The sequence below is a fragment of the Helicobacter bilis genome, assembly GCF_001999985.1.
Classification (GTDB): domain Bacteria; phylum Campylobacterota; class Campylobacteria; order Campylobacterales; family Helicobacteraceae; genus Helicobacter_A; species Helicobacter_A rappini.
Genome location: NZ_CP019645.1, coordinates 2,391,639 through 2,416,912, shown reverse-complemented (window position 1 = coordinate 2,416,912; position 25,274 = coordinate 2,391,639). Strand labels below are relative to the sequence as shown.

General features: G+C 36.6%; 20 protein-coding genes and 1 pseudogene. 14 read left to right on the top strand and 7 right to left on the bottom strand.

The genetic code is table 11. The features are described 5' to 3' along the window. The first annotated feature begins 1 nt into the window (after position 1). Both XJ32_RS10740 and XJ32_RS10735 read left to right on the top strand, forming a co-directional pair. On the top strand, positions 2–1,093 hold the full coding sequence (locus tag XJ32_RS10740) for a nitronate monooxygenase (protein ID WP_005218295.1): 1,092 nt from the start codon (positions 2–4) through the stop codon (positions 1,091–1,093). A 10-nt stretch (positions 1,094–1,103) separates the two neighbouring features. Continuing rightward, positions 1,104–2,315, top strand: a complete 1,212-nt coding sequence (locus tag XJ32_RS10735) for an N-acetylmuramoyl-L-alanine amidase family protein (protein WP_077389696.1) — start codon at positions 1,104–1,106, stop codon at positions 2,313–2,315. A gap of 484 nt (positions 2,316–2,799) precedes the next feature. Here XJ32_RS10735 and XJ32_RS10730 read toward each other — a convergent pair whose 3' ends face one another. Next, positions 2,800–4,140, bottom strand: a complete 1,341-nt coding sequence (locus XJ32_RS10730; protein ID WP_077389693.1) for a hypothetical protein — start codon at positions 4,138–4,140, stop codon at positions 2,800–2,802. Between the two features lie 29 nt (positions 4,141–4,169). Beyond that, on the bottom strand, positions 4,170–4,667 hold the full coding sequence (locus XJ32_RS10725) for a hypothetical protein (RefSeq protein WP_077389690.1): 498 nt from the start codon (positions 4,665–4,667) through the stop codon (positions 4,170–4,172). A 336-nt stretch (positions 4,668–5,003) separates the two neighbouring features. On the opposite strand from XJ32_RS10725, the gene XJ32_RS10720 reads away from it, so the two are divergent. Then, the gene (locus tag XJ32_RS10720) at positions 5,004–6,155 is read left to right on the top strand and encodes a trans-sulfuration enzyme family protein (protein WP_077389687.1); all 1,152 of its coding nucleotides are present in this window, start codon (positions 5,004–5,006) and stop codon (positions 6,153–6,155) included. Positions 6,156–6,203: 48 nt separating this feature from the next. Here XJ32_RS10720 and XJ32_RS12085 read toward each other — a convergent pair whose 3' ends face one another. Beyond that, positions 6,204–6,350 carry a hypothetical protein gene (locus XJ32_RS12085; protein WP_155761519.1) on the bottom strand — a complete coding sequence of 49 codons (147 nt, stop codon included), beginning with the start codon at positions 6,348–6,350 and terminating at the stop codon, positions 6,204–6,206. An 832-nt stretch (positions 6,351–7,182) separates the two neighbouring features. Here XJ32_RS12085 and XJ32_RS10715 point away from each other — a divergent pair. Both XJ32_RS10715 and XJ32_RS10710 read left to right on the top strand, forming a co-directional pair. Beyond that, positions 7,183–7,605: a hypothetical protein gene (locus XJ32_RS10715; RefSeq protein WP_077389684.1), complete on the top strand. Its 423-nt coding sequence runs from the start codon at positions 7,183–7,185 to the stop codon at positions 7,603–7,605. A gap of 9 nt (positions 7,606–7,614) precedes the next feature. Next, positions 7,615–7,740, top strand: a pseudogene (locus XJ32_RS10710) (YkgJ family cysteine cluster protein); the annotation flags it as partial. Between the two features lie 82 nt (positions 7,741–7,822). On the opposite strand, the gene lpoB reads toward XJ32_RS10710, so the two are convergent. Together lpoB and XJ32_RS10700 are read right to left on the bottom strand one after the other, a co-directional pair. Then, complete coding sequence (lpoB, locus tag XJ32_RS10705) at positions 7,823–8,431, bottom strand: penicillin-binding protein activator LpoB (protein ID WP_004087103.1); 609 nt, start codon at positions 8,429–8,431, stop codon at positions 7,823–7,825. Further along, entirely contained in the window at positions 8,432–9,916 is a 1,485-nt protein-coding gene (locus tag XJ32_RS10700) for a COG3014 family protein (RefSeq protein WP_077389681.1), read from the bottom strand. It abuts the gene before it with no gap. An 89-nt stretch (positions 9,917–10,005) separates the two neighbouring features. Between XJ32_RS10700 and XJ32_RS10695 the strand changes: the two genes are divergently transcribed. From XJ32_RS10695 to XJ32_RS10655, 9 genes are all read left to right on the top strand, one after another. After that, positions 10,006–10,965, top strand: a complete 960-nt coding sequence (locus tag XJ32_RS10695; protein ID WP_077389678.1) for a tetratricopeptide repeat protein — start codon at positions 10,006–10,008, stop codon at positions 10,963–10,965. 114 nt (positions 10,966–11,079) lie between these two features. After that, positions 11,080–11,685 carry an MBL fold metallo-hydrolase gene (locus XJ32_RS10690; protein WP_077389675.1) on the top strand — a complete coding sequence of 202 codons (606 nt, stop codon included), beginning with the start codon at positions 11,080–11,082 and terminating at the stop codon, positions 11,683–11,685. Between the two features lie 18 nt (positions 11,686–11,703). Then, positions 11,704–12,486: a HesA/MoeB/ThiF family protein gene (locus tag XJ32_RS10685; protein WP_005218542.1), complete on the top strand. Its 783-nt coding sequence runs from the start codon at positions 11,704–11,706 to the stop codon at positions 12,484–12,486. A gap of 90 nt (positions 12,487–12,576) precedes the next feature. Further along, a complete protein-coding gene (gene motA / locus XJ32_RS10680) occupies positions 12,577–13,347 on the top strand; it encodes a flagellar motor stator protein MotA (protein WP_004087095.1) in 771 nt (256 codons plus the stop codon). Positions 13,348–13,493: 146 nt separating this feature from the next. Further along, the gene (gene motB, locus XJ32_RS10675) at positions 13,494–14,261 is read left to right on the top strand and encodes a flagellar motor protein MotB (RefSeq protein ID WP_005218539.1); all 768 of its coding nucleotides are present in this window, start codon (positions 13,494–13,496) and stop codon (positions 14,259–14,261) included. Positions 14,262–14,274: 13 nt separating this feature from the next. Beyond that, the gene (gene tatB / locus XJ32_RS10670; RefSeq protein ID WP_077389672.1) at positions 14,275–15,021 is read left to right on the top strand and encodes a Sec-independent protein translocase protein TatB; all 747 of its coding nucleotides are present in this window, start codon (positions 14,275–14,277) and stop codon (positions 15,019–15,021) included. A 95-nt stretch (positions 15,022–15,116) separates the two neighbouring features. Next, complete coding sequence (tatC, locus tag XJ32_RS10665) at positions 15,117–15,917, top strand: twin-arginine translocase subunit TatC (RefSeq protein WP_077389669.1); 801 nt, start codon at positions 15,117–15,119, stop codon at positions 15,915–15,917. Between the two features lie 566 nt (positions 15,918–16,483). Continuing rightward, on the top strand, positions 16,484–20,548 hold the full coding sequence (locus XJ32_RS10660; RefSeq protein WP_254422374.1) for an autotransporter outer membrane beta-barrel domain-containing protein: 4,065 nt from the start codon (positions 16,484–16,486) through the stop codon (positions 20,546–20,548). 389 nt (positions 20,549–20,937) lie between these two features. Beyond that, positions 20,938–23,112, top strand: coding sequence for a TonB-dependent receptor domain-containing protein (locus tag XJ32_RS10655; protein WP_254422373.1), 2,175 nt, complete (start codon positions 20,938–20,940; stop codon positions 23,110–23,112). Between the two features lie 549 nt (positions 23,113–23,661). On the opposite strand, the gene XJ32_RS13035 is transcribed toward XJ32_RS10655, so the two are convergent. After that, on the bottom strand, positions 23,662–23,811 hold the full coding sequence (locus XJ32_RS13035) for an IceA2 protein (RefSeq protein ID WP_254422372.1): 150 nt from the start codon (positions 23,809–23,811) through the stop codon (positions 23,662–23,664). Between the two features lie 41 nt (positions 23,812–23,852). Then, a complete protein-coding gene (locus XJ32_RS10645) occupies positions 23,853–25,265 on the bottom strand; it encodes an acetyl-CoA carboxylase biotin carboxylase subunit (protein WP_034565353.1) in 1,413 nt (470 codons plus the stop codon). Positions 25,266–25,274 lie beyond the last annotated feature (9 nt).

Below are 25,274 nucleotides of genomic sequence, written 5' to 3'. Positions count from 1 at the left end.
AATGGGCAATTTATTTAAAAGCTTAACAATAGGAAAACACACGATAAAATATCCTATTTTTCAAGGTGGCATGGGTGTTGGCATTAGTTGGGACGAGTTAGCGGGCAATGTATCAAAGGAAGGTTGCTTGGGCATTATCTCTGCAGTTGGCACGGGCTATTATAAAAATATGGGTTTTGTAGATAAGATTTTATCAAGTAAGCCTTTTGAGGCGATTAACTTTTATAGTAAAAATGCGTTGAATGAAATCTTTAAAAATGCGCGTAAAATATGCGGTGATAAGCCTTTGGGTGCAAATATTTTACATGCAATTAATGACTATGGCAGAGTGGTAAAAGATGCGTGTGAAGCGGGGGCAAATGTGATTATCACAGGTGCAGGACTGCCTACAAACATGCCAGAATTTACAAGGAATTTTCCAGAAGTAGCATTAGTCCCAATCGTATCATCAGCAAAAGCCCTGCGTGTTATATGTAAGCGTTGGAGTGAGCGATATAAAAGAGTGCCAGATGCTGTGGTCGTAGAGGGACCTTTAAGTGGCGGTCATCAGGGCTTTAAATATGAGGATTGTTTTAAGCCAGAGTATCAGCTTGAAAACATTCTGCCACAAGTTGTTACAGAATCTATGCAGTGGGGGTCTATGCCAATTATTGCTGCAGGTGGTATTTGGGATAGAAATGATATTGATGCCATGCTTTCACTAGGGGCTAGTGGAGTGCAAATGGGGACAAGATTCTTAGGGACAAAAGAATGTGATGCAAAAGCTTATCAGCAAATCTTACCACATATTACTGAAGATGATATTGAACTTGTAAAATCGCCCGTTGGCTATCCAGCAAGAGCTTTAAAGATCGGTGTAATGCAGAGATTAAAAGAGGGAAATGCCCCAAAAGTGCAGTGCATTAGCAACTGCGTTAGCCCATGTCAAAGGGGCAAGGAAGCAAAAAAAGTGGGTTACTGCATAGCTGATAGCTTAGGCAAGGGACATTTAGGGAATCTTGAAGAGGGTTTATATTTCAGTGGTGCAAATGGCTATCGCGTAAAAGAGATTTTGAGCGTTAAAGCATTAGTTGATGAATTAACACAACGCTAAATGGATATGTATGCGTTGCATTGTGCTTTTTTTCTTGCTTATAAGCAGTTTGCAAGCCGACACACTGCGCGTTTTAAATACTATTCCTTTTGGTGCATCAAGCCTTAGGATAGATGCAAACAGAGCGTTCAAAAAAGATGAAATCAGCGTTCATAAGCTAAATGATACAAGCACTTTTATAGATATATACGGCATATATGTGCCAACAGGTAGAAAAGAGTATAACTTCCCAAATAACACTCAAATCACAATCGCACAAAACAACAAACAGCGACTTCGTGTGCTTATCACTCTCACCTCAAAAACTGAATTTGAATACAATACCAAAGGCAACCATCTCTATATTGCAATCAAAGAAAAAAATACAAAACGAAATGTAGTCCCAATCGCAAGTTCAAAAAAACCTGAAAAGCAACCAGAAAAAAAGCCCATACAACAAGCAAAACCCACAACACAAAAACCACAAGCACCAAAGTCCAAGCCAAAACCAGCTGCAAACACAAATCAGCCAAAGCCAATACTTGTTTCAAAAGCAACGCCAACGAGTAAAAATCGCAAAAAAATTATTATCCTAGACCCCGGTCATGGCGGTAAAGATTGTGGCACACAAGGCATTTCTAAAACTTGTGAAAAACATATTGTCTTAAGCGTAGCCAAACTCACCGCTCAAGAGCTTTCTAGAAGAGGCTATGTGGTCTATATGACAAGGAACACTGATATATTTATTGAGCTGCAAAGACGCACAGAAATGGCAAATGAGATACATGCGGATTTGTTTATATCTATTCACGCAAACTCTATACCAGCAGGTTCAAGTAGACAGCCAAAAGGCGTAGAAACCTATTTTCTATCAACTGCAAGGACAGAGAGGGCAATAAATGCCGCTGCTATTGAAAATCAAGGCATGGCGGAATATTCGCCAACAACCATTGCTTCATTCCTTACTTCACAAAGGATTATCGCTTCAAATAAGCTTGGTATGGATGTGCAAGCAGGTATCCTAAAGCAAATCCGCACAAAATATAATGAGAATCTTGATGGTGGTGTAAGGGAGGGACCATTTTGGGTGCTTGTAGGTGCTCTCATGCCCTCAATCCTTATTGAAATAGGCTATAACTCTCACCCAGTAGAATCAGAGCGATTAAAGGATACAAGCTATCAAACCCTAATCGCCAAAGGCATTGCAAATGGTGTTGATGGATACATAACAAAGAATCCGTAAATTACTATAATCTATTACTTAAGTGTTGCATTAATATTTTTAACACAAAATATTATTTTCTATCTAAATCTCATTGAAGTCTATCGTAGTTTTTTTGCAATCTATTCTTACCTACACAATACTTACACGATGCAGAATCTTAGTAATATTTAAAACCAAAAGCTGTAAAAAACACAGAGAAAGGACATAGGTATGGACTAAGAAGAAATTAAAATAGGTTAAATATATAGGCAATAAGGCTAATAAGATAGAAAGTTTAATCCTTCTGACTTACCTGTATCTCTAATACTTTGTTTTAAAGGCACAGGAGACTTAATGATGTGCCATGCAAAGTAGATCAGTAAGGTATCATATCGTATTCGTTTCATAAGTGTTTGGATGGATTACCATGTCGCCTTCTAGTGAAGGCGTTATGCCCAAAGTTGGGATTTTAAAGCCAAGATCAAATCTATGGTGATTGTTTGCAATAAGACTCAAACCAACATTAATTAGATAAGATAAAGCCATCTGCCTTAAGCATATCCTTTGTTGCACTTCTATTGTTGCTTGTATCAAGCAAATTTGAAAAGGTATTTGCGATATTTTGCATTATCTCTTTTTCATAAGGCTCCATTACAGAATCTACAAGCATACATTCTACAATATCATTTGTCAATTCATTGATAAAAGATCGTGCATCTTCACTATCAAGCACACTTACAATTTCTTGTAAGTATCGAATGTAGTTTGTCTCATCAAGCTTTACAAGGCGATCTTCTGCTAATATATTTTCAAAAAGCTCTGTTGCCCCAAGTTTTTCAGCTCTTTCATACATTTTTTCTTTTTGCAACTCAATCTGTTTTGAAGTATTTTGCGGATGGTTTAATAGCATTTTATATATGCTAAAAACTGCACGAAATTCTTCAATTATTAAAACCTCTTTCGTAACACCAACATTACCCTTTTGCACTTCATCAAGCAATTCTTTCTTTGCTGCTTGATCTACACGCGGCGTAATATACTCATTATTAACCTCTACAAATGCTATATATCTATTAATGATATCTTTATTTGTAGTTTTGTATTGTTGTTTTATTTTTTCACAATATTCACTCAAATAGGATTTCAACTCATTACGCATAGCTTTTTCTACGCTATCACGCCCAGTTTTTCTTCCAACTTGCACTAAATTTGCATTTAACATAACACTAGCATCAAAAATCTTTAAGAAATCCTCTATATCCTGCTGACTTCTTGAAGGCGAACATGCTAAGATTTGATATGCTTGAGCGATATATCTTTTTTCCTCATCATAAAGCACAAAGGGATTAAATGTCCTTACAGGGTTGATACGATATCTACCTTGCTGCTTTGTCTCTTTAAAATGCTCTTCCTTACCTTTATCTTTTGCAGAACCACTTATAAGTTTATATGCACTATATCCAAGTGCAATCCCACCTAGTGTAGCCCCAGCCACAAGTGTCACAGGTGCAGCAACTGTTGCAACGGTGGTAGTCGCAAACAAGCCAAAGATACCACCAGTGGTAGTAGCTACTGTGCTAGTCCCAAGTGTCGCTGCTGTCAAGCCGCCAGCAGCCCCACCAATAGCTGTTGAAGCAGCACCACCCACATATTCAAAAAATCCAGTAGTAGCCTCTGTGCCACAAAAAAGTGTATCAAACGCTTTATCTTGATAATACCCTATTTCATCACTAGAAGCATTGCCTATAATACCTATAATCTCACTAGCGTCCATTGTTGTCATAAGTGTCGCGTAGTTTTGATCCCATTGCTGTTGTGAATCGAGTGGTTCGAAACCCATAGTACCTATTTCTCTCTCTGCCATAGTATTCCTTTCAATGTTAAATATGTAGTTTAAAAATCATTCCTTAATGCCTGAAAAATCTCTACTATAAGCTTAAAAAACTCTTTTGTAGCATGTGTTGCACCTGAGATAACCTGCTGAAGAGTGCTATCTAGCTCTCTACCCCCTTTATTCACATAGTCAATATATCCACCGATAGCTGCACCAAGAAATGGGGATATAAGGGATAATATATCACCAATAAGTGGCATCATACCAAGAAATGAGCCAAACACTGCGCCGATGATAGTGCCTAATGTTAAGTTTGGGTTATCTTGTATAAATTGATAGATCTTTGCAAATACGATTCTACCGATATTAATCAGCTTACCTGCTATTATCTTTGTTTGCTGAAAAAGCGTTACCATTTTACGATCAAATTCTGCTTTCATGGATTCTGGTAGTTTTAAACCACTAGACATTTCATCAATTAAACCACGCGCATTGTCTTCATTAAAACGCGGATTATCAAATCTTTGTAATTCCTCAATCGCTACTGCTTTTGTCATAGCTTTGCTCCTTGTATTAATATTGCCAAAACAACTTTGCTACTTTACAAAAAAAAAAAAAGAAATCAAGGGTAAATGTATAATAAATATGAAAAGTTTAAAATGTGAGATTCTACATCTCAATCTTGTCATAGTTTCATGTTATGGATAATATTTAGAATTAATGTTTAAAATCAAAGCAGCATAAAGCAATATCAAGTTATCAAAAATAAATAATTTTTTGTTAGAATAACATTAGTTTCAGTATATGCGAACTATATTTTTATATAAGATATAAATTTTATAGTTTATTATATATAAAAATATAAATTTGAGAGTTTTATAAAAAGGATTTCTATGCAAAGCACACTTGATACCACACTAATCCACGGGGGACTTACCACAGACCCACGCACAGGGGCGGTAAATACGCCCATTTTCCAAACCTCCACTTACGCTCAAGATGAGCTAGGCAAACACAAAGGCTATGAATACTCTCGCACCAAAAATCCCACAAGAGATGGGATTGAAAGCCTTATAGCCGAATGTGAAGGCGGGAAATATGGCTTTGCCTTTGCTAGTGGTATGGCAGCCCTTGGCACGATTTTAAGCCTATTTAAAAGCGGAGATTCTATCATCATCTCACAAAATGTCTATGGTGGGACCTTTAGAATCTTAGATAAAGTCTTTACAAACTTTAATATCACTTACAAAATCGTGGATACAAGGGACTTAGATGCCCTAGATTCTGCCCTAACCCCTGAAGTCAAAGCTGTGCTGATTGAAAGCCCAGCAAACCCACTTCTAAGCGTTACGCCTTTGGCAAAAGTCGCTGAAATTTGCCGACAAAAAGGCGTGTTAAGTATCGTGGATAATACCTTTATGACGCCCTATTTGCAACAGCCTTTGAAGCTTGGCATTGACATTGTGGTGCATTCTGCGACAAAGTATCTTGGCGGACATAGCGATCTTGTAGCCGGGCTTGTAGTGGTGAATGATGAGAGTTTGGCTGAACGCATAGGATTCTTACAAAATAGCATAGGCGGTGTATTGGCTCCATTTGATAGCTTTCTACTTATCCGCGGTATGAAAACTTTGGGCTTACGAATGCAGCGACATTGTGAAAATGCCCTGTTTCTAGCAGAATCTTTAAGCGAACACAAGGCGGTGGAAAAGGTGTATTACCCCGGACTAAAAAGCGATAGTGAATATGAAGCCCAAATTTCTCAAGCGCGTGGTGGCGGGGGAATGCTAAGCTTTATATTAAAGCCAGAATATGATTATAGAATCTTTTTTAAATCCACGCGTATCATCGCGTTGGCTGAGAGTTTAGGGGGTGTGGAGAGCTTACTCTGCCACCCTGCGAGTATGACCCACGCCTCTATCCCCAAAGACTTGCGTGAATCTATGGGGATAGCTGAAAATCTTATCCGCCTATCCGTTGGCATTGAGTATGCTAAGGACTTGCTTGAAGATATACATCAAGCGATTGAAAAAAGTCGTGCGTAATCTTTAGCCTTATTGGGCTATTGTATATATTGGTCATTAGCACTTGGTCTAACTATTTATTTCACTCTCGCTTTTAGATTCTATGTAGAATCTACTTAGCACTCTTTTTTTTACTGCACTCTTTACATAATATTTGTCAGTTATCTCCCTTGTTTTTCCACCTTTGTTCCAAGGGATTATATGGTCGGTTTCCATTTGATTTATATTAAGCCTTCCATTTTCATGTGGGCGTTTTATGCATTTTATATCCCCATCGCTATTGGTACCGATTTCTTTTTGCTTCTCATATGTTGCCCTTTTTATGTTATTACCAAACGCCCTTAGACTTAATGCCTTTTATTACCACCTAACAGGTATGCATACACGCTTTTTTGTTTCTCATTTCATCATCTTGCATAATCTCTGTGATTGTAGATTTTAGTTCTCATTCCTTGCTGTATTCTTAACATGCTCTATCACACGCTTTGTTGCTAGATTACATATTATACATGTTGTCCCATGAAGTAAAATCTATGTGGCTTAAGTCTAATATTCATGATGTATATGCAAAAAAGAGTTAAGAACATTAAGACTATAATCAACAAAGTTGTTGGGGGGGGGGGCAAATATCCTTTAGAATGTGCAATACAATACTTTTTAAGCTATCTATCCCCTTTTTTTGTGCATGAAATCAAACTAGGATACTGGATTTACCCATTGCAAATTCATCGTAATTGATAGTATTCAAGTTGTATCCTAAGCCTTTAAACTAGCACAAATTGCTGATTTATTAGCCATTATCATGCGTGACAGAATGAATGATAGCAGCATAAAAGTCATCTCATACCATGTAACTCAAAATAAAAAGTTATCACAACATCTAATGCTATATTTTGTCATTTTATTTTTCTTTTCTACTTAATTTGTTATGCAGAAATTGTAAATATGGTTAAGCTATTTGGGCTTCTTATTTACCCTTGACTTGTTTTTTTTGTAGAATGCAATCCCACAAGACTTGTTCTTGATAGATTATTTTAGGAGTTTTTGTATGTTTTTGAATCTACTTGAAAAAGATGAAAAAGTGGCGTTTTTAGAGATAGCACACCATCTTGCATGGAGCAATAATGACTTTTCTAATACGCAAAAAGCAGTGATTGCGACTTATTGCTTAGAAATGCAGATTGATGATATTAGCTATGATAAGAATTGTGAAGATAGCTTTAGTCTTGCAAAAACACTTGCAAAAGTAACAAAACCGCAAAGCCAACGCATTATGTTGCTAGAGGCTATGGCATTGGTATTTGCAGAGCATGTTGTGCATGTGGATAATATCCACCCAGAAGAAAAAAGAGTGATTGATGAGATGATAAAAGCCTTTAATCTTACAAAAAATCACGCATTAATCTATAGCGAATGGACTAAGGCTGTGTTATCTCTCACTACGCAAGGCAGGGCGTTAATCGCTCTATAAGGTTATACTATGAAAGAGATTCATAATACAGGTTTTCCATGCACTAGTTGTGGTGCGTGTTGTAAAAATATAGCTGGTATCAAGGAGTTAGAATCTTATGATTTAGGCAATGGTGTATGCAGGTTTTTAGATTCCATAAATTTTGCACCCACACAAATGGTTGAAAATCTAGAATCTACTCAATAAGATTCTATTCCAACACAAAAAAATATAGAATCTACCACGAAACCTTGCTATTTGGAGCTACTTTTATAATATGTGTATTTTCGTCCCACTCCACCATGCCTGTTTTTATGTTTGTAAGTGTTAGAGTGAATGAATAATCTACTCTTTGTTTTTTGCCTACCTTTGTGTTTTTCTGCACGATAATGCCTGATAGTGAGAGATTTGGTGCGATGAGTGTGCCTTTCTCTGTTGTTGTGTATTGATTAAACTCATCATTATCCCTTAAATCCCTTGCATTATAAATCATATTATCAGTTTGCCCACCACTACCGCTAATTGCATTTGTAAGCTGAAATTTCCCACTTTTACGCATAGCTCTTGCTACCTTGCTTGTTAGTCCTCGCACATCTACTTGCTGCATAGTATCATTGACTACATCAGAGATAGCAAGGACTTGCTTTTTCTCTAAACTCAATACATATTCACTATTTAAAAGGCTTTGAACACTTTTATGCACCGCTGCTTCAATATCGTGATAATCTATACCTGCACTCGTATATTCTACTGAATCTTGCGTATCAACATAGCTTACCTTGCCACCGCAACCAACTATACTCAAAGCTACAACGCTTGTTACTACAACTTTTGTCCATTTATACATCTAATCTCCTTTAATAATAGTATGAGAGATTGTGCCACGATGCACACGCACATACATGATATTGTCTGTTAAGACACACAATCTATCTTCATTGCCATTTTCATAGTATTGCTTAAAAAGCTTGATTCTAGCGGAAATGTCTTTAGGCTTTGCTTTAATGAGTGAATCTAGCTCATTTTTACTTGCCATTCTCGCTAGTTTTGCATTGCATTCTTTTGTTATGGGAATCTCTAGCAACTTTTCATTATTACCATAAATTTTGACACTAGATTCTGCATTTGAGATTCTAGCAATCCATACGCTATTTGGCAAAATAAGACTTGAGCGTAAGTCAGCCGCAGTAGTCGCACTAAAAGCTAAAGTGCTTGCGAGTCCAATAATCGCACCATAATCCCCACCCACTGCATTAATGGTCTCTGTAATGCCAAACTTTAGCATTGCTCCAACTATCGCACGAGTGATTATTGATGGAAGCTGCTTTTCAAACTCACTTGCAAACAGATTGCTTGTATTGCTTAGAATCTCCGCATTTGTAGTATTGATTCTATAATCGCTGTATGTAGGCTTTCCATTAACAAAGTTTGGCAAAGCTAGATTTATTGCATTAATACCGCTACCGGTTACAAGTGGTTGTGAAATGATTAACCCTTCTTTTCGTGCCAATGTGCCATCTTCAATAATTATCCAAGTAAATTTTTGATAATCGCGTTTGCCTTTACGAGATTCTAGAATCTGCATATCCTTTGCTACAAATGGAATCTTACTGATACCATAAGATTCTTTTAGTAAATCAGTCGATTTAGCAAAATCTCTCTCAATCATAAAATATACGCCAGAAACATAAGGGATAAGCGGATTTATCATGTCTCTATATACTGCAAACTGCTCTAGATTTGTATATCGCGTTTTTAAAATGCTATCGATTTCAGAATCTCTTGTATTTGTTTCATAGAGTGTGCTTTGTGTTTTCTTATTTGCCTCTTCTACCACTTTATCATGTGCTTTTTTTATCTCTTTTGCATAATAATCTTTTGCCCTTCTTTGCCTATCATTCGCACGATTAAATTCAATCCTTGCTTGTGTATTATCCCCCAAGCTAGAGAATGCAAGGGCTTTGTAAAAGTTTAGCAATGCCCCCTCAAAAATCATGCCACGATAAGGCATAGCCATATCATTGCTTAAAGTCGCTCCAACATTTGCACCTATGTTTGATAATAGCCCTTTTGATTCATAAACTTTAAATTGTGTTTCTGCATTTTCTAAATCATTAATACTAAAATGTGCTCCAAAATATGAAAATGTGAGAAAGCCAGACTGCATTTTCCACAAAAGCCAGTCGTTTGATTTATCTTTTGTAGCTTTCTGTAATGTTTTATAGGTTTGTGTGTAGTGCTGTGTATCGTATTCTCTCTTAATTTGTGTGCTATATGGAGAACAAGCGGATAAAAAAAGCCCAATTAACACAAAAAAAATAAAATTTTTCAAAGTTTCCTCGATACTATTGCAAAGTTTTTCTCTAAAACCATGAAATACTAATATAATTTCATATAAAAATCAATTGTTTGGGAGTAAATATGATGAAAAAGTCCTTTATGGTATTTGCCATTATATCGCTTTTTGGAATCTTGCATATTGGAATATTGCATGCAAAAAGCTACTGGGGGCAAAGCAACTCTTATTATAAGCCAAATTTTTATGGACAAAACTCATACCAAAACTCATATTATGATGATCAATATAACGCACAAGCTGATTATGATTCTGCATATAATCTCTACAAAAGGGGCAATTTAGAAGCAGCCCTGCCTATCTTTGCAAGGCTGTGTGAGCAAGATAACTATATCGCATGTTTATCGGCTGGGATTGTGCAGGGAAAATTGCTTGATAGCCTAGATTCTGATAAAAGATTTTCTCGCTCGGAGCGAAAAAGAAAAAAGGCAGAGTATTATAACGCGATGATGGCATTCTATACAAAAGCATGTAATGGTGGCAATTATGATGCGTGTAATAACCTTGCATTCTACGAGCATAGCACAAAGGCAGAAAGAGAAAAAGAGAAGAAAGAAGAAGAAAATGCAAGGATAGAAAATAATAGGGCAATGGAGCTTTACGCAAAGTCATGTAAAGCTGGGAATAAGGAAGCATGTCAGAATCTAGGCGTTATATATAGTGGGAATCTTGAGGATAAAAACGGGCAAAGCACAAATCTAATGCAAGCACAAAATTATTATGGCAGAAGTTGTAATATGGGAGATAATGTAGCATGTTTTAATCTTGGTGTTTTGCGTTATAACTATGCAAAAACTACAAGCGATTACGCACAGGCGATTCATTATTTCAATCAAGCGTGTGGCGGCGATTATCCCGCAGCATGTCTTAATCTTGGGATAATCTATGAAAGGGGCGTTACACAAGATGTAAATGAAGATGTAGCAAATGCTATGCAATATTACACAAAAGCATGTTATTTGCAAAATGCTGATGCTTGCACCTACCTTGCAAAACTTGCAAATAAACGCAAGAAAATGCAGTAACATCTTGCAAGATTTTTATTAAGACTTAAAGAAGTTTGTGATAAAATAAGCCCTTTATTTATGATTTTTGTGAAGTTTAGTTAATTATAGAATCTTTTTGTAAAAGGTTATGGTATGAAGATTCAAAAATGTGCGTTTGGAGAATATCAAACAAATGCCTATATATTGCAATTTGATGATTTTGAGTTTGTAGTAGATCCCGGCTTTAATGCAACTGAATGGGTATTAAAAAACACAAAAAATCTACAAGCAATCCTTATCACACACGGGCATTTTGATCATATTTGGGATACCGCCAAGCTACAAGAGCAAACAAAGGCAAAAGTGTATTGCCCCATTCAAGATTCCTTTATGTTAGAATCTGATTGTTTTAACTTGGGATTAACACCATGCAGGGCGGATATATATATAGAAAATGATAAAGATTCTAAGAGTCTCAATATAAATGGCATTAATGTAACTTATTGGCATTTTCCCGGTCATACACCCGGTTGTAGTATTATAGAAGTGTGTGGGCATATTTTTAGCGGCGATTTTATCTTTCAAAGAAGTATTGGTCGATATGATTTTCCATATTCAAATAGCAATGATATGAGAGAATCTTTAGAAAGATTCTTGCAAATCAAAGAAGACTTACCTATACACCCCGGACATGGTGGAGACACTTCAGTATTTGCAGAATCTCGCAATATACCCGCATGGATAAAGTATATTGCATAAAGTTTAGAGTAGGATAGTATGGAAAAAGAAGAAGTATTAAAAGAGCGTTATCTAAGACATTTAATGCTTGAAGATGTCGGTGAAGAAGGGCAAAAAAAGCTTAGTAATGCAAAGGTATTAGTGATTGGTGCTGGTGGGTTAGGCTCACCTGTATGTTTGTATTTGGCAGCCGCTGGTATAGGTCGCATTGGCATATTAGATTATGATATTGTAGAAGTGAGTAATTTACAAAGGCAAATCATACATGCGACTTCAGATATAGGCAAAGCAAAGATTACATCAGCACAAATAAAGATGAAAAATCTCAATCCAAATATAAGAATTGACACTTATTTTGAAAAACTCACAACAAATAACGCCATGCCGATTATGCAAAATTATGACTTTATTGTTGATGCTACTGATAATTTCGCAGGTAAATTTCTTATCAACGATGCGTGTGTGTTGCTTAATAAGCCTTTTAGCCATGCAGGTGTTTTAAAATATCGTGGGCAAACTATGACGATTTTACCACATGAAAGCGCATGTTTTGCATGTGCTTTTGATGAGCCGCCCGCAAAAGAGCTAAATGCTATATTTCGTGCAGGACTTTTTGGCGTAGTTCCGGGCATTATTGGCTGCATACAAGCAAGTGAAGCGATTAAATATGTTCTAAATCTTGGTGAATTACTCACAAATACGCTATTAACCATGGATATTAAAACGATGAATTTTAGAAAAGTAGCAATTCATAAAAATGCTGATTGTCGCGTATGCTCTAAAGAAAATGGCATTAAAGAGTTAAAGGCTTATCATGAATGACAAAAAGAGAAATCAGTCGATAGACAAGAAACCACAAAGCATGGTATATAATTTGCTTAATTCAAATCTAATTGTGAAGAGAGGATAGGTATGGATTTAACGAGTATTTTAGGTATTATTTTGGCGATTACAAGCCTTTCTGTTGGGGATATACTAGAGGGCGGAAACCCTGTTCATCTAGTGCATTTAAGCTCTGTTATCATCGTGATTCCGACTGCGGCGATGTGTGCGATGACAGCCACACACGCACATGCGGTAAAAGCGGCATTTAAGGAATTAAAAATCGTTTTTGTGAATCCAAAGGTAAATATGAATAATACCATTAGGCAAATGGTAGAGTTTAGCTCAGAAGCGCGTAAAAATGGACTTCTAACACTTGAATCAAGAGTATCGCAACTAGAAGATGACTTCACACGAGAAGCAATGTCAATGATTATTGATGGACGCGAAGCAAAAGATGTGCGTGAAGATATGGAGATTCAAATCGAGCAGCTAGAGCATTACTATCATAGTGCGGCACACTATTGGATTCAGTTTGGTGAGACATGTCCTACGATGGGGCTTGTTGGTGCGGTGTGCGGTCTTATCCTTGCGCTTACGCTACTTGATAATCCGGCGGCTATGGCGGCTGGTATCGGTGGTGCATTTACGGCGACTGTTACAGGGATTATGGGTGCGTATGCGATCTTTGGTCCATTTGGTCAAAAAATGAAGGCAAAATCACATGATATCATCATCGAAAAAGTAATGATATTAGAAGCGGTTGTAGGCATTGCAAATGGAGATAACCCAAGAAACCTAGAAGCGAAACTTTTAGGATTTATCCCACCGGGTGAGCCAAAAATATCACAATTTGAATAGTATGTAATGCTACATACAATACAAAAAGATATATCGCAAAAGGCATGTTGAATATGTGGCTAGATTCTATAAAACTTTAGAATCTAAAAGCTATACATATTTAGTATGCAATAATTTCAATGTAATAGAATTTAAGGATATAAACAATGGCAAAGAAATGTAAATGTGAAGAATGTCCAGCGGGAGAGAAATGGGCTGTTCCTTATGCGGACTTCCTTTCACTGCTACTCGCACTTTTTATTGCGCTTTATGCGATTTCAGCGGCTAATACTTCAAGGGTAAAGGCAGTTACTGAAGCATTTATTACCATTTTTGACGCAACGCCTATGCCAGAACGCACTATGCCTGTAATGATTATCCCACCAGACCCCGGAACCGTTAGACAGGAAACAAAAGATACGCTAAAAAATACTTCTACAAACCTTAATGCACCAACAACGGTTGTAACTATCACGCAGTTATCAAACCTTATACAAGATGGTGGTTTGTTAGAGCAAATCGAGCAAGGAACGACTCTAAGACTTCCTTCAGACATTCTATTTGAGCCCGGCACTGCAGAGCTTGTGAATCAAGACAGAAAAACAGAGCTTGATCTACTTGCAACAGCGATTGCAAAAATGCCACCAGAAGTTACGATAAATATTAGGGGTTATACGGATAATTCAAGCCCGGCAGGCTATCGTAATAACTACGAGCTTGCAGCCGCTAGAGCATCAAATGTTATGGAATACCTAATGAGTAGGGGTGTCGATCCTGCTAGACTTTCTTTCACTTCCTATGGGCAGTATAATCCTATCGTGCCAAATACAAGTGAAGTCAATCGCCGTGCAAACAATCGCGTTGAAGTATTCTTTGCGACAACAAAAACTTCTGTCCATGAAGTGCAAGGCGTATTAGAAGATATGCAGCAATAGCAAAGGGGCATGCTTGCTAGGATTTGGAATCGGTGAAATTATCCTTATAGTGATAGTTGCCATTATTGTGCTAGGACCTGATAAGTTGCCAAATGCACTGATTGAAATGGCAAAATTTGTGCGTGTTGTAAAAAGGACCATGCAAGATGCAAAAGACACACTTGATAGAGAAGTAAATCTAGCAGAGATTAAAAAAGAGGCACAAGCCTATAAAGATAAGCTAGAACAAAGCGTAGATATTAGCAAAGAACTCAATGTAGATGACATACAAAAGGATATGCAAAAGGGCATAAATGATGTGCAGCATTTATTTAAAGACTACAATCCAAAGCCAATCCAGCTTGACACACAGACAAATAATACAGAATCTACAAGCACTAATAATGAAAATCTAACAACAAATCATGCAGATTCTATAAATAATCTAGATTCTAATCCACTTGGGTGGGATATGGAGTTTAGGACGCAACAAAATGGAGAGAATCTAGATTCTAAGATAACGCACCCTAAACCCTGCACCCACCCAGATTTGGTAGAGAATCTAGATTCTAAAAATTACAACCTAAATCCCGCCACCAAAGAAGCGAATAGAAATCTAGCTACAATAAACTATCATACTGAGCGTAGCGAAATATCTAGCATGGAATCTCAACAAGATTCTTCACCTTTTTCAAAAATTCAAAATGATAATAAGTTAGATTCTAATCCCGCACAAAGCACAGAAAAAACAGAATCTGCAAATAAGGCAAATCATGCTTAATTTTGTTCTAACTACAACCTATTATAGAATCTCATCTAAAATCACAAGCCATACAAAAAGATTCTATAAAATCATAAAACATTTGGGGTATAGATATGTTTGAGGAGTTGAGACCACATTTGCAAGACTTGAGAAAGCGACTTATGCTTTCTCTCTTAAGTGTTGTGATTTGCTTTGTAGCTTGTTTTAGTTTCCATGAAGAGATTTTTACATGGGTGCAAACGCCAATTTCACACGCTTTTAGCAGTGGTATCAAAGGCAAACTTATACAAGTAGCCCCAGCAGAATACCTTTTTGTAGCCATTAAAGTCAGCTTTTTTGCAGCATTTGTAATTTCTGTGCCGATTGTATTTTGGCAGTTATGGCTTTTTGTTGCACCGGGCTTATACAAGCACGAAAAAAAGCTTATTTTACCCTTTGTATTTTTTGGTAGTTTTATGTTTGGCTTGGGGCTATTTTTTTGTTATCAAGTCGTATTTCCACTTATCATTCGCTATGTGCTTGCCTTTGGTAATGAAGTCGTTGAAGCAAACATTGCAAGTGATGAATATCTATCATTTTTTATTCGCATTATGCTTGCTTTTGGTTTTGTGTTTGAATTGCCTGTTATGGCTTTTTTCTTAGGTAAAATTGGGCTTATCACAGATAATACGCTGAAGCGATCATTCCGCTACGCAGTTGTAGCTATCTTTGTAATCGCAGCGATTGTAACGCCCCCGGATGTCATTTCGCAGCTACTACTTGCCGTGCCTATGGTTGTGCTATATGGTGTTGCCATTATTATTCTTAAGTTTGTGAATCCAGAGAAAAAAGAAGAAGCCCTGCCACCAGATAACACAAAGCAAACTCGCAAAGATGAGATACAAGCACAGATAGAAGAGCAGTTAAAACCTTGATTGAATAGCTAGTTTTAAAACCCCTAGCTTAATCTAGTTTTTTAACTCCATTTATTCATACCAAATAAAACAAGATTTCTTTTTTAAGAATAAAATCCATTCATACTGAATCCACCTTGTCATGTTGAGCGATAGCGAAACATCTTTTCTTAACTCAAATACTTGTCATGTTGAGCAAAGCGAAACATCTAAGCATAGAATCTAGTATCATTTGTCATTTTGAGCGTAGCGAAAAATCTAATATAAAACCCATTTTTGTCATATTGAGACGAAGTCGAAATATCTTTTTTCAACTCAACATGACAAGATTCCAGAAACCGCACAACGCAATCTCTCAAATCACTACAACATATCAAAAAAGTGTAAAATCTATACAAAATCCACACAGATTCTATAAAACTCGTAACTTTTACCTACTTTTTATAAAATTTGCTTGAATTTGTTTTTTTTTTTTTGTTAGAATGGCTTCATTATTTTATTTGCAACTGCAAGTAATTAACTTTAGTAGAAGTGAGCTATATACTATGAGTGGGACAAATTGGGGGATTTTAAAAGGAAGGGCTTTTGTGCTAAGTGCTATTTTACTTAGTCAAATGTCATATGCTAATGGACATTGTAGTAGTTCTTACACTATAAACGATAATAGTACGACTTGTGATTATAACGGCATAAAAGTTGATAGTATTAGCTTCGAGGGTGCCGATACAATTTTTGGAGAACAAAATAGAAAACTTACAATAACCAACAATTCAGGACATGGTTATGTAAGTATTGGCTGGATAACAAATAATTGGAAGTTTTTTGGCAAAGGCTATTCAGCAGAGTTGGAAGTAAAAGGAGCACAAAATGTCTCTATAGATAAAATTCATCATAAAAACTACACAGGTGGGAGTTGGCTACATATAAAAGCCGATAATAAACTTACTATTAACGAAGTGTTCTTTAATGATGATGGGATAGATGGTTCACAAGGGCATATTGAAATACAAGCAAAAGAAGTAAATGTAACAAATCTCACAGGTAGAAAACAGCAGCACATTAACATAAAGGGAATGAATGGAAACGCGGATAAAATAGTAGTTGATAATCTCGCTTTTGCAGAAGACATTTGTATCACAGATAGTTGCGGTGGGACAATCACACTTGAAGGTAAAGATGTCGTAATCAAAAAGACTGCAGGGGGTAATGGAAGTGAAGGTGGTATTCGAGCAGGAAACTTTGTAACGGTAAAAGGTGATAATTTTTACGGCGGCAACATAGAAGCCATAGGTTTGCCAACGGCTGGGAGTAACTCCACACTTGATTTAAGTCAAGTAACTGGTAAAACCTTTATTGATAGTTTTTACATACGCACAGGCACATTAAAGGCGAATAATTTTCACATCAATAACCTTACCGTGTGGAAAAGCAATTCCCACTCTGTAATAGATACAAATATCGGTAAAAGCTTCATCAATAATCTCTCAATGGAAATAGGCACAAGTCATACTTCAGATGGAGCAGATATTAGATTCACTGGTGGGGGTGAGATTCTAAACTTTAACTTCATCGATGCGAGACCGACTTCATTTGTGCGTATGGGTGAGATTAAGCATGTCAATGTTAATGAAATGAAAATCAAAGAAGCTGAAGTTAATATTAAAAATGGAATCTTTAATACAATAGTTTCACAAAAAGGGCAAACTGCTATCACAAACGGCGCTTCAAAAATCACGGCTAACGCCCTAAATGTCAATGAGCTTTTACACTTAAAAGACTCAAGTAAGCATAGTGGTGTTATGAAAATTGAGCTAAATGGCAGTGAAGAGATAAAACAGGAATTTGACAAATACCTAAATGTTGGCATAGATTCTAAAGATTTAAAAAATATGAGTGGGAGTGAAATAGCTGAAATCATTAAAAAAGCCGAATCAAACGGCGGTGCAAACAATAATGGCACTAAAGCAGAAGACTACAAAAACGCAAGTGGCACATATATCACAACAAGTGATGGCAAACATTATCTAGTCTTACCAGATATTATGACAAATGAGAATATTCAAAATAGCACAGGGCAAGTTGCAAATGGTGGTAATATCTTAATAGAGCAAACCGAACTCACAAAAGGTGCATTAAATAACTATGGAAAGATTCTCATAGATGATGGCTTTGTAGATGGAAATAAACCGACACTCTATCTCACAGGTAATCTCAATAACTACAATACAATAGATATGGGAGCAAATGGACATATAGAAGTAACAGGAAACTTTAATAACAAAGGTAAAATCCTTTTTAGCATTCAAGCAAATCCAAATGATTCTAATAATGAAATAAAAAATGCAAGTATGAATATCAAAGGCAAAGCAACACTTGATATATCACCCGGAAGCACAGGGGCATTACAAGCAGATATAGCAGATTCTAAGACTTTAGCAAGTATAAGCAGTCAGCTTAATAACAAAGGCGACAAAGGTGTAGAATACAAATTAATCACAGCAGAATCCATAAGCTACACCTACACACAAGGGGATTATACGACTACTTTTGAAAAAGACAAAGATAAAACAACCATAAGCACAACACATAAAGACGGCAACAGCGGTTGCAAGAACAATAACTGCCAAACAGGAAGCAATGGCAATACAAAACAAGAAACCGACTTCACAACAAATGGCAAAGATAATCCATGGGATATGGATAAAGCCCAAACAGATTCTAATGGCAATGTAGTAGAAAATGGCATAGGCTCTACTGATAATGAAGGCAATCTCATACAAAAGCCAAGCCAGCAAGATAAACAAGAAGAATGCAAGAAAGATGGTTATTGCGGCTTTGGTAATGATAAGAATGCTACTGAAGCAGACAGAGGCTATGACTACGCACAGCAAAAGATGAAAAATAGCTTTTCACTCACTTATAAAGGTGGTAGCATAGATGGTAAATATATCGATATAGAAAAAGTGGTAACAGATAAAGAGATAGGCTTTAAAATCAATAAAGTAGATATTAATAACTTTATAGAAGGCAATACAGAAAAGCCTTTATGTAATGCAGAATCTAGCACATTTGATTGTGCCTTGTATATGGAAGCAGGTGGGAATAACTCATGGATAAATGCTATTAAAAAAGAGAGTGCAAATAGCTATGAGATTCTAAAAAATCTATTCTATGATGATAAATCTTCACTTGTGTTTTTAATAAACCTAGACCAAACTCTAGCTGCTTCAAGAAATCTAGATTATTTCCTAGAAGTAGGAAGGACTCTAGATACAGCAATAGATCATGTCTCAAACCTAGAGAATAAAGCATCAACACTTCATACACTTACACTATCAATGGAGAGTGCAAAGCTAAATCGTCTAGCAAGAGTAGCTAGCATTCATGGGAGTGCTAGTAGCTATATTGCTATGCAGAACTATCAAAAGAATTTAGAAGCAGCGTTGAGGGAAGCAGAGAAACTAAAACTAGCAAGTCTAGATTCTAATACAAACACAAGAATAGCAGCTATTAATAATATAGTAAGTGGTAATACAAATAGTAATGCAGTTTATAGAAGCAGTGTAGCTACTCTAGCAAGTAGCTCAAATCCTAAAGGGGCAACAGATATACAAACGGACATAGGGCATGGGGTGCAAAATAATACACAATATGCTATGCAAAACACACAAAATGCAAACAATGGAGTAACAGATATACAAAGTGATATAACAACTGATAACAATTCAAATGAAGTATGGTTTGATACCTTAGCAGATTTAATCATGAGATTTAATAATAGAGAAGAATATCCAAATCATGCTTGGGTTAATATGCTAGGGAATCTTAACTTCTCAAAAACAGGGACAGCCCAACTTTATGGCTTTAATGCAGGATATGATTATTTTGTAGATAAACTCCAAACTGCATTTGGTGCGTATGGTGGTTATGGCTATGGCACATTTAATGGAAATAATAATGGCTTTACTTCAAATAACTCAAATAATGTGTTTGCTGGAATCTATACAAGGACTTTCATTGAAAACCATGAGATAGATGTAACGCTTAATACTGCCTTTAGCTTTACAAACGAGAGACAAGGATCACAAATTCCTAACTTTGATTTACTTAATCTCTTTGGTGATGGATATGCTTATACTCTTTCTAATGTAGAGTTAAATGCAACTTATGGTTATGCCTTTTTAATGAAAAAGGGCTATATAGTAAAACCTTTTGCAGGATTATCGTATTATGTATTAGGCTCAACTAATTTTAAAAGAGATGATAATACGAAACCTATATTTGCTATGAATACAGATGATAATATAAGACAAACTATAAGTGTAAATATAGGCATAGATGGTCGTAAATACTTTGCAAATCAAAGCTATATCTTTATAGTCGCACAATTAAAACAAGATGCAATCATTTTACAAAATAATGTAGATTCTAGTGGGACTACAACTACAAGTATAGGCAATATAGGTGATTCTGTAAATAACTTTAATATGAGATATAAAGCTCAAGGCTATAAGTCTTATGTATTCCTTACAGGTGGTGGAGAATATAGCTTTGGTAGATGGTATTTAAATGGAAGTTTGAGCTTACAAAGCAGTGTATTTGATAAAAACTTTGGCTTAGGATTTAATATTGGTGGTAGGGTTGTGTTTTAAAGCTAGGATTGTTTTGCTTTAGAGACTAGACCTCTATTTGCACCCCTGCACCAACTCATAAAGGTCTAGAATCTAAGTTTTAGATTCTAGACTCCCATACTCCTTTAATCCTCTAATTTATTTCATGGCTTAGAATTAAGTTATAGAATCTAAGTGTGATGAAGTTACTCTTTTTAGATTCTGTTTATGATAATTAAAACCATTTATTAACCTATCATTTAAATTATTAAAACTTTTTTCGCTATAATTCTCCGCACATAATACTACTTAGCTTTATCCATTTCTCCAAAGCAAAGTGATATTTCAATGTAAAGCATACACAACATATAAAGCTTATTGTAATTTTTATATATTGCTTGTATAAATATTATTTCAAGTTAAGGATAAACATGTTACAAACACGCAAGATACTTGCGGGTGTGGCGATATGTTGTGTAGCTCAAACCTTAAGCTATGCACTAGATTCTAACACACCGCAAGAAGACAATACAGAATCTTACAAGCTAAACGCCGTTACTACGACAAGTAAGCTAAAAGGCTATGAAACAAGCACAAAGACTTTCATCACTGCTGATGATTTGGAAAAGACACAAGCCCTAAATCTTAGAGACATTTTCAAAAAAGATCCTAGCATTGCTGTGGGTGGTGGTGCGAATATGGGACAAAAGATTTATGTGCGAGGGTTTGAGAGCTTTATGATGAGAGTAACGCTTGATGGGGCGGCACAAAATGGCAATGCCTTTCATCATCAAGGCAATGTTATGGTTGATCCATCGTTGTTAAAAAGAGTGGTGGTAAGCAAGGGCGTAAGCGATGCGAGTAGCGGACCGGGTGGGCTTGCTGGGTCTATTGCCTTTGAGACAAAAGATGCGAGTGATTTTTTAAAAGCTGGGGAGAAGTTTGGTGCTGAAATTGGCACAGGCTTTTTTACAAACTTAGGCTATAAGGCAAATCTTAATGTATATAGTCGGCTTTTTAGTGATGTAGGCATTTTGGCAAGTATAAATCATCAAAATGTGCTAAATTATCGCGATGCAAAGCATACTTATAAAAACTTTCTCACGATGAATAACCCCGTGCTAGGCAGTAACTCAATGCAAACGAATGTGCTTTTAAAAGTTGGGGGACAAGTAGATTCTAATCAAAGGTTTTCGGTTGGTTATAGTGTGATAAATGATGATGCGACTCGCCCGTTTCGATCAAATGTCGGCGATGTGGCAGGGGAGCATTTTGCAGATCATTTATTTCGACATAAGAATCAAAATCAAAGCTTTACTGCAAACTATGAATACAAACCAGAGCATGGCGGCACTTCTATAAAACTTGCCGCATATCACAATGCAAAGAATGTGAATCTCACACCACTTTTTACAGAAGATCACAATCATGGTAGTGGTGGCGGGACTGGCGGACATGATCATGATGAAAGTTCATCTCGTGCTATCGTGCTTGATAACTATGGTGCAAATGCAAGACTAAGCAATCAGCTAAATGAAGATCATTTGTTTGAATATGGCTTTGACTTTCAAGGTATGAGTGTGCGTGATGATAATATGCAAGATAGTGAAAAAAATCAAACTAATTTAAAACATAATAGAGGCAGGGAAGAGGCATATATCTATGGTGGATTTGTGCAGGATAGCTGGCAGATTCTAGACAATCTTACTTGGGGTTATGGTAGCAGGGCGGATTTTTACTACTATTTTGATAAGAATAAACAGGATCATTTCACGGGCGGGGTAAGCCCTAGCACCGTGCTTACTTATAGTGTGATTGATGGGTTTGATATCAGTGCAAAGTATGCTTTCAGCACAAGAGGGGCAATGCCCGGCGATGCGACACTTTTGCGTGATACAAAAGTGGAGATAAGCCCAAATCTCAAATCAGAATACTCAAATCATGGTGAAATCACACTTGATTATGTAAATGACTTTATGAGTTTTAAATTTGCAGTGTATGCAGGAAATATTCTAAACTTTATTAATAGCTATGCAAAAGGTGCAACAGGGGGTGGCACAAGACAAGGGGTAAGAGAGAATCTAAACTTTCCACTTATTAATTACGGCTTTGAGATTGGCTCGGCGTTTTATTATGATAGATTCACACTTGATTTAGGTGTAGCTAGAAATTGGCTTACTGCTGGAGGTGAGGGCAAGGGGGCATTACTTGCTGATACTTACGAGCTTGGGGCGACTTGGGGTTATACCTTTATGGTTGGATTGCGATATGATGCGGATATGTTTGATATAGCTTGGGTTACTCGATGTGCGACAGGCTTTAAGAAAGGCACAATAGGCTATAATATCTATCAAAAGCAGTTTGAAGACATTGGTAAAGATGGGTATAGTGTGTCAGATTTATATGTGAATTACTATCCGCTTGGCAAAGACAAGCTTACTTTGCGATTTAGCATTTTAAATGTTTTTAACGCTTATTATATGGATCCTACTTCGCCACTAAAAGTTGAAGCAGATAATAGTGCAAATGAAGCTATTAATAAAATCCGCACGGCTTTATATGAACCCGGCACAGACTATCGCTTTGAAGTGAGATATAGGTTTTAACGGAACTGATTTTTAATATTTTAGCAGGATTTAGATTTCTTAGCATTTTGACAAGTCAGGGCGAGTTTTTGGAATTACAACACTCTATCCAATAGTAGCCCACAACTTAATATGTGTCATAAATATCTCTTGTGTTTTATCTAAATCAAAAAGACATGGGATGGCAAAGGATTGTGAGAAATTGGTTATTTAATATAAGGTTCATCACAGAAAGTTAAACTACATTTGAATATAGACTCATAAACTTCACTTTAAGTTATGCCTACACCTTATGCAACATAATCATAACTCACATGAAAAGCAAATGCAACACGAAAAAACATTAAATCCCAACTACCAAAACTGAACCTATCACATAGATAAATCATTTGCTCACAAAAGATTCCAAAATATATTTGTTAGGTTAATAACTCTTGACATAAGAGCCACTAGAAGATTTATATTTCTTTTACTTTGCCATTAACAAGTCTTATAGCAATGCTACCACCGCCCACATTTACACCTACAGCATCTCTATCGGGGTATGTCCTTTTATAAGATCCACTTATACTATACTGCTTGACTACATTTTTTCTCTACACATGCCACCCACTCATCATCACAATCACATGCAATTACATTTGACCCGACCGATCTTTTATAAGATCCACCATCATATATTTTTGCTTTGCCTTGTTCGACTTTTACGATATATGCCATTTCCAACTCCCTATTCGTTACTAATCATTACAGAATGGAATCTAGCCAAGTTTATATTCCGTCTCTAAGTATTTTGTATAGATTCTGGAATCTTCAAAGTCTTTATTATCCATCATCTTTATGTGGAATGGAATAGTCGTTTTAATCCCTGCGATTTTAAACTCTTTTAGGGCGCGTTTCATGCGTTTTATAGCTTCTTGTCGTGTCGCACCCCACACAATGAGTTTGCCAATCATAGAATCATAAAACATAGGCACGACATAGCCACCATAAGCATGTGTATCAAGCCTTACATTCGCACCACCCGGGGCAATCCACTCTGTGATTTTACCCGGGCATGGATAAAACTTCTCTGGATCTTCTGCTGTGATTCTGCACTCTATGCTATGCCCTTTAAATGTAATAGAATCTTGACTAGGTAGCTTCTCGCCTTCTGCTATGCGTATCATCCACTCTACCAAATCAAGTCCGCTTACCATCTCACTCACGGTGTGTTCGACTTGCAAACGCGTATTCATCTCCATAAAGTAAAAATCTTTATTATTAGAATCTAGTAGAAATTCAAAAGTCCCTGCACCTACATATTTAATATGCTTGGCGGCTTTAATGGCGGTATCAAGCAAATTCTTCCTTACCTCATCACTTAAGACAACTGCAGGAGTCTCTTCAATCAATTTTTGCTGTCGTCTCTGCATAGAGCAATCTCTCTCGCCAATATGCACGACATTGCCATGCTTATCAGCTAGAATCTGCACTTCAATATGCTTTGGCTTATTGATAAACTTTTCCATATAAATTGTGCCATCGCCAAATGCACTTAATGCCTCGCTTTCAGCAGCTAAATATAGATTCTTTAAAAGCCCTTTATCAGGCACGACACGCATACCCCTGCCACCACCACCTGCTGCGGCTTTGAGTATGACAGGATAGCCGATTTTATCCGCTACCTCTAAGGCTTCTTTATAGCTTTTTAATGCCCCATCACTCCCTACAATCACAGGCACACCTGCTTCTTTCATGCAGTCTTTTGCCTTTGATTTATCACTCATTATCATCATTACTTCTTTGCTAGGACCGATAAACTCAATATTATGATGTTCGCAAATCTCAACAAAGTTTTGATTCTCACTCAAAAAGCCATATCCGGGAAATATCGCATCTGCTTCAAATAAATCCGCTGCACTCATAATCGCTGGGATATTGAGATAGCTTTCACTGCTTTTTTCCCCACCAATACACACTTTCGCATCGGCTACTTCAAGATAATGTGTATCTTTATCAGCGATAGAGTGTATCGCAATAGCTTGTTTTCCCATCTCTTGAATCGTGCGTATAGCACGCAGGGCAATCTCACCACGATTTGCGATAAGAATGCGTTGCAATTTCTTTTTTACAACGCCACTATTTTCATTTGTGTCTTGCTGCTTACTCTCTGTTGTCTTTGCATTACCCATAAGATACCC